We start from the raw sequence: 6,577 nt of genomic DNA, 5'->3' as shown, positions 1-6,577 counted from the left end.
AAGTTATTCACAATAAATAGGGTAAATTTGGCTGGATCCACACATCTTGCCCCTACTTTACTCACACAACGATCGACTTATGCCCGGATCCTTGCTAATTATCCCCAAATCGAGAATGCGATCTGGTTATGGTTAATAACATCTGGTTATTTATTCTATTGAGCATTTTCCCAGTAACATCCAATCCCATAAATATAAGGAGTTACCAAATGAATAACTGGATTAAGGCTGCAATTGCGGCTATCGCACTCTCTGCTGCTACTGTTCAAGCTGCGACTGAAGTTAAAGTCGGCATGTCTGGTCGCTACTTCCCATTCACTTTCGTAAAACAGGATCAACTGCAAGGTTTTGAAGTGGATTTATGGGATGAGATCGGTAAACGGAATGACTATAGCGTTGAATACGTGACAGCAAACTTCTCTGGTCTATTCGGTCTTCTTGAAACAGGTCGCATCGATACGATTTCAAACCAAATTACAATCACGGATGCACGTAAGGCTAAATACCTATTCGCAGACCCATACGTAGTAGACGGCGCACAAATTACCGTTCGTAAGGGTAATGACAGCATTCAAGGCATCGAAGACCTTGATAGCAAGACGGTTGCAGTAAATCTTGGTTCAAACTTTGAGCAACTATTACGCAGCTACGATAAAGATGGCAAAATCAATGTGAAAACCTACGATACAGGTATTGAGCATGATGTTGCGCTGGGTCGTGCCGATGCATTCGTAATGGATCGCCTATCAGCACTAGAGCTTATTAAGAAGACTGGTCTACCATTACAGCTAGCAGGACAACCATTCGAGACTATCGAGAATGCATGGCCTTTCGTAAACAACGATAACGGCAAAAAATTGCAAGCTGAAGTAAACCAAGCACTCGCAGCAATGCGTGAAGATGGTACGCTAGAGAGCATCTCTCAAAAATGGTTCGGTGCGGACATTACTAAGAAGTAATTACTCACTCAATGCATTCAGAGCCCACTGCTTATACAGCGGTGGGCTTTTTGCTTTCGTGTACTGATTAAAAAGCCAGATATAACAGTATTTCCGAACAATACTACCAATAAAAATATGAGATAGATTATGGGATTTGACTTTAACTACATGCTAGGTCTGTTGCCAATACTGCTGAAGTATTTAGGCACCACTATGGAGATGGCAATCTGGGGCTTATTTTTCGCTCTGATTCTATCTCTGATACTGGCGAACATTCGTGTATTCAAAATCCCTGTACTCGACCAACTGAGCCAGCTGTATATTAGCTTCTTCCGAGGCACGCCACTGCTGGTGCAACTGTTCCTTCTATATTACGGCCTACCTCAGGTATTTCCGTGGATGGTTGGACTCGATGCGTTTGGCGCTGCGGTTATTGGCTTAACCTTACACTTTGCTGCCTACATGGCTGAAAGTATTCGTGCTGCTATTATCGGTATCGATCGCAGCCAAATGGAAGCCAGCCTCTCAGTAGGTATGACAACCAGCCAAGCGATGCGTCGAGTGATCTTGCCGCAAGCAACCCGTGTGGCACTGCCGTCTTTGATGAACTATTTCATCGACATGATCAAGTCAACTTCCCTTGCCTTCACCTTAGGTGTAGCTGAAATCATGGCCAAAGCTCAAATGGAAGCATCTTCAAGTTTCCGTTTCTTTGAGGCCTTCCTAGCAGTTGCGCTGATTTATTGGGGCGTGGTGGTTATCCTTACTCGCATTCAAATCTGGGCCGAAGTGAAACTGAATAAGGCGTATGTACGATGATCAAATTAGAAAATATCCACAAGCAGTTTGGTGACACCGAAGTTCTTAAAGGAATCGACCTAGAAATTAATCAAGGTGAGATTATTGTCATCATAGGTTCAAGTGGTACTGGTAAGTCTACACTGCTGCGCTGCGTTAATTTTCTCGAGCAAGCCGATCAAGGCAAGATTTCCATTGATGATATTAACGTCGATGTAAAAAAACACACCAAAGCCGAGGTACTGGCACTACGCCGTAAGACCGGTTTTGTGTTCCAAAACTACGCCTTGTTTGCTCATCAAACGGCAAAGCAGAATATTGCTGAAGGTTTGATTACCGTTCGTGGTTGGAAAAAGCAGCAAGCTCATGAAAAAGCACAACAAATATTAGATGATATCGGTTTAGGTGACAGAGCAGACAGCTACCCTGCTGCACTCTCTGGTGGGCAACAGCAACGCGTTGGTATTGGCCGAGCAATGGCCCTTCAACCGGAGCTTTTATTGTTCGATGAGCCGACTTCAGCGCTCGATCCTGAGTGGGTTGGTGAAGTACTTAACCTAATGAAAAAATTAGCAAATCAGCATCAAACTATGCTAGTGGTTACCCATGAAATGCAATTTGCTAAAGAGGTTGCAGACCGAGTGATCTTCATGGCTGATGGCCATATTGTCGAACAGGGATCTCCACAGGATATTTTTGGTAATCCACAGGATCCTAAATTACAAAAATTCTTAAATAAGGTTGGGATCGACTAAGGATCCTTGTGATTTTAGTTATTCTACGTATAATCCCCCGACCGGAATTTTAGTTAACCCAATCATTGACACTTTTTGTGACAGTGATTACAATTCCGCCTCTTTGTTGAGAGGCGTCGGTTTTCCTTTCTTATATAAAGAAGAGAAAAAATGCCCACGCCGGGTTTAACAAAAACCTAAAACTACTGATCAGTAAGGTAATTACAATGAAACGCACTTTTCAACCTACAGTTCTAAAGCGTAAGCGTACACACGGTTTCCGTGCTCGCATGGCTACTAAGAACGGTCGCGCAACAATCAATGCACGTCGTGCAAAAGGCCGTAAGCGTCTTTCTAAGTAATCTTTGATTATTTTGAATAAGCTAGCCTTCGGTCGGGAGTTACGCTTGTTAACTCCCGAACATTATCAGAATGTCTTCAAGCAAGCTCATCGAGCAGGCTCCCCTCATTTCACCATCATTGCCCGAAATAACTCTCTTTCAAATCCTCGCCTTGGATTAGCTGTTCCGAAAAAGCAGATTAAAACCGCCGTGGGTCGTAACCGATTCAAGCGTCTTACTCGTGAAAGCTTTCGTAACACTCAACACAAACTTCCTAACAAAGATTTTGTTGTAATCGCTAAGAAGAGCGCGCAAGATTTAAGCAATGAAGAAATGTTCAAGCTACTCGACAAATTATGGCTTCGCCTGTCTCGCCCTTCGCGTGGATAGCGCTAATACCCATCTATTTTTATAGATGGTTTATTAGTCCACTCATCGGCCCACGCTGCCGATTTACTCCAACCTGCTCTTTATATGCGATAGAAGCGTTGAAAGCTCACGGTTTTGTAAAAGGGTGTTGGTTATCAGGCAAACGTCTATTAAAATGCCATCCTTTGAACGAAGGGGGCTTTGACCCCGTTCCACCGGTCCAAAAACAAGACAGAGATAAATAACGATGGATTCTCAACGTAATATCCTGTTAATCGCACTGGCATTGGTTTCTTTTCTACTGTTCCAACAATGGAACGTAGCTCAGAACCCAGCACCACAAGCGGTTGAGCAGGCACAATCTGACAGCACCCTACCAGCACCATCTTATGCAGATGATCTAGACCCAACTCCGGGTCAAGTTGCTTCTGCAAAAACTATCACAGTAACAACTGATGTACTGACTCTGTCAATTGATACGGTTGGTGGTGATGTCGTTAAAGCAAATCTAAATGATTACTCTGCTGAGTTTGATTCTGAAGATACGTTTGTTCTTCTTAAGAACGAACCAGGTCACCAATTTATCGCACAAAGCGGTCTAGTGGGTCCTCAAGGTATCGACCTAAGCAGCACAAACCGCCCAAGCTACACAGTTTCAGCAGACAGCTTCACGCTTGCTGATGGTCAGGATGAACTACGCATCCCGATGACTTACCAAGCGAACGGCCTTGATTACACGAAAACATTCGTCCTTAAGCGTGGCAGCTACGCAATAGATGTTGAATACGATGTAGTCAACAACTCTGGTACCAACGCGACATTCGGCATGTACGCTCACCTACGTCAAAACGTTATGGACGACGGCGGTAGCTTAACAATGCCAACTTACCGTGGTGGTGCTTACTCTACGGAAGATACGCGCTACAAAAAATACAGCTTCGACGACATGCAAGATCGCAACCTGTCTCTTAACCTAGCCAATGGTCAAGGTTGGGCAGCGATGATTCAGCACTACTTTGCAAGTGCTTGGATCCCACGCGACGAAGCAGGCAGCAACCTTTACACTCGTGTCATCGGTAATCTTGGCGACATCGGTATCCGCATGCCGAACAAGACCATCGCTACTGGCGACGAAGTAAGCTTCAAAGCAACGCTTTGGGTTGGTCCTAAACTTCAAGACCAAATGGCTGCTGTTGCACCAAACCTAGACCTAGTAGTTGATTACGGTTGGTTATGGTTCATTGCTAAACCACTTCATACTCTGCTTTCGTTCATTCAGGGCATTGTTGTGAACTGGGGTCTGGCAATCATCTGTCTAACGTTTATCGTTCGTGGTGCTATGTACCCACTAACGAAAGCTCAGTACACGTCTATGGCGAAAATGCGTATGCTTCAGCCTAAACTGACTGCAATGCGTGAGCGTATTGGCGACGATCGTCAACGCATGAGCCAAGAAATGATGGAGTTGTATAAGAAAGAGAAAGTAAACCCACTTGGTGGCTGTTTACCTATCGTCTTGCAAATGCCGATCTTCATTTCACTATACTGGGCACTAATGGAGTCTGTTGAACTGCGTCACTCACCGTTCTTCGGTTGGATTACTGACCTTTCAGCACAAGACCCATACTACATCTTGCCACTTCTGATGGGTGCTTCAATGTTCCTAATCCAGAAGATGAGCCCAACTACTGTAACGGATCCAATGCAGCAGAAAATCATGACCTTTATGCCGGTTATGTTTACTTTCTTCTTCTTGTTCTTCCCGTCAGGTCTGGTTCTTTACTGGCTAGTATCGAACATCGTAACTCTGATTCAGCAAACGCTTATCTACCGCGCGCTGGAAAAGAAAGGCTTACACTCTAAGTAAGTTCGATAACAGAAAGAGATAAAAGAAAGGCGACCAAAAGGTCGCCTTTTTGTTTTGAGCTGATTACAATTCAGCTAATTGATTAATCGTGAACGCCCCCTTTGGCCTTCACATGCTAGCAGGCACAACTATGACTACAGATACGATTGTTGCTCAAGCGACTGCGCCAGGGCGTGGTGGCGTCGGTATTATCCGCGTTTCAGGCCCACAAGCCGCTCAAGTCGCTCTAGAAGTAACAGGCAAAGTACTAAAACCGCGCTATGCCGAGTACCTACCTTTTAAATCTCACAATGGCACCGAACTCGACCAAGGTATTGCACTTTACTTCCCTAACCCACACTCGTTCACTGGCGAAGATGTGTTAGAGCTGCAAGGCCACGGTGGTCCTGTGGTTATGGACATGCTGATCAAACGTATCCTATCCATCTCAGGTGTACGTGCCGCGCGTCCTGGTGAGTTCTCTGAACGTGCATTCTTAAACGACAAGATGGACTTAACACAAGCTGAAGCGATTGCCGACCTGATTGACGCCAGCTCAGAAGAAGCGGCGAAATCAGCACTACAATCCCTGCAAGGTGAGTTCTCTAAACGCATTAATACGCTGGTAGATTCTCTGATTTACTTAAGAATCTACGTTGAAGCCGCGATTGATTTCCCAGAAGAAGAAATTGACTTTCTGGCTGACGGTAAAGTAAGTACTGACTTACAAGCTATCATTGATAACTTAGAAGCTGTACGCCAAGAAGCCAATCAAGGCTCAATCATGCGTGAAGGCATGAAAGTCGTGATTGCAGGCCGCCCAAATGCGGGCAAATCAAGCCTATTGAATGCGCTGTCGGGTAAAGAGTCTGCCATTGTGACCGATATTGCGGGAACGACACGTGATGTACTGCGTGAACATATCCATATTGACGGCATGCCACTGCACATTATCGATACCGCAGGCCTGCGTGATGCCTCCGATGAAGTAGAAAAAATCGGTATTGAACGCGCTTGGGAAGAAATTGCACAAGCAGACCGCGTATTATTTATGGTGGATGGCACGACGACAACGGCAACGGACCCTAAAGAAATTTGGCCAGATTTCGTTGATCGTCTACCCAATAATATAGGTATGACGGTGATCCGCAACAAAGCGGATCAAACCAGTGAAGAGCTAGGGATCTGCCATGTAAATGATCCAACTCTCATCCGTCTATCCGCAAAAACAGGTGAAGGTGTTGATGCCCTACGTAGCCATCTTAAAGAGTGCATGGGCTTTGCTGGTGGCAACGAAGGTGGCTTTATGGCACGTCGCCGCCACTTAGATGCCCTAGAACGCGCATCGGAACACCTTGATATTGGACAACAACAGCTTGAAGGCTACATGGCCGGAGAGATATTAGCGGAAGAGCTTAGAATCACCCAACAGCACCTCAATGAGATCACTGGCGAGTTCAGTTCAGATGATTTATTAGGTCGTATATTTTCTTCATTCTGTATCGGTAAATAACCATAAAGGCTGGCTTACGCTGGCCTTTTCTTTTG

At 45.1% G+C, this 6,577-nt stretch carries 8 protein-coding genes; all 8 read left to right on the top strand.

Annotated elements, in window-relative coordinates:
• Positions 1 to 209 precede the first annotated feature (209 nt).
• The 8 genes from ACMAZD_RS17550 to mnmE all read left to right on the top strand — a co-directional run bounded on the left by ACMAZD_RS17550 (position 210) and on the right by mnmE (position 6,542).
• A complete protein-coding gene (locus ACMAZD_RS17550; RefSeq protein WP_435248090.1) occupies positions 210 to 959 on the top strand; it encodes an amino acid ABC transporter substrate-binding protein in 750 nt (249 codons plus the stop codon).
• Positions 960 to 1,088: 129 nt separating this feature from the next.
• Positions 1,089 to 1,760, top strand: coding sequence for an amino acid ABC transporter permease (locus ACMAZD_RS17545; RefSeq protein ID WP_004735796.1), 672 nt, complete (start codon positions 1,089 to 1,091; stop codon positions 1,758 to 1,760).
• On the top strand, positions 1,757 to 2,494 hold the full coding sequence (locus ACMAZD_RS17540; protein WP_017111750.1) for an amino acid ABC transporter ATP-binding protein: 738 nt from the start codon (positions 1,757 to 1,759) through the stop codon (positions 2,492 to 2,494). The genes ACMAZD_RS17545 and ACMAZD_RS17540 overlap by 4 nt, the downstream gene beginning before the upstream one ends.
• A 206-nt stretch (positions 2,495 to 2,700) precedes the next feature.
• The gene (rpmH, locus tag ACMAZD_RS17535) at positions 2,701 to 2,835 is read left to right on the top strand and encodes a 50S ribosomal protein L34 (protein ID WP_004735800.1); all 135 of its coding nucleotides are present in this window, start codon (positions 2,701 to 2,703) and stop codon (positions 2,833 to 2,835) included.
• Between the two features lie 45 nt (positions 2,836 to 2,880).
• A complete protein-coding gene (gene rnpA / locus ACMAZD_RS17530; RefSeq protein WP_017055478.1) occupies positions 2,881 to 3,204 on the top strand; it encodes a ribonuclease P protein component in 324 nt (107 codons plus the stop codon).
• The gene (gene yidD, locus ACMAZD_RS17525) at positions 3,171 to 3,428 is read left to right on the top strand and encodes a membrane protein insertion efficiency factor YidD (RefSeq protein WP_004735802.1); all 258 of its coding nucleotides are present in this window, start codon (positions 3,171 to 3,173) and stop codon (positions 3,426 to 3,428) included. Before rnpA ends, yidD begins: the two co-directional genes overlap by 34 nt.
• Positions 3,429 to 3,430: 2 nt before the next feature.
• Positions 3,431 to 5,050 (top strand): membrane protein insertase YidC, encoded by a 1,620-nt coding sequence (gene yidC / locus ACMAZD_RS17520; protein ID WP_435248089.1) that lies wholly within the window; start codon positions 3,431 to 3,433, stop codon positions 5,048 to 5,050.
• A gap of 130 nt (positions 5,051 to 5,180) precedes the next feature.
• A complete protein-coding gene (mnmE, locus tag ACMAZD_RS17515) occupies positions 5,181 to 6,542 on the top strand; it encodes a tRNA uridine-5-carboxymethylaminomethyl(34) synthesis GTPase MnmE (protein WP_029223656.1) in 1,362 nt (453 codons plus the stop codon).
• The last annotated feature ends 35 nt before the right edge of the window (positions 6,543 to 6,577 follow it).

Source organism: Vibrio sp. nBUS_14 (assembly GCF_051201655.1).
Classification (GTDB): Bacteria; Pseudomonadota; Gammaproteobacteria; order Enterobacterales; family Vibrionaceae; genus Vibrio.
The sequence above is the reverse complement of the archived record's forward strand: the minus strand, read 5'-3'. Positions and strand labels throughout refer to the sequence as shown.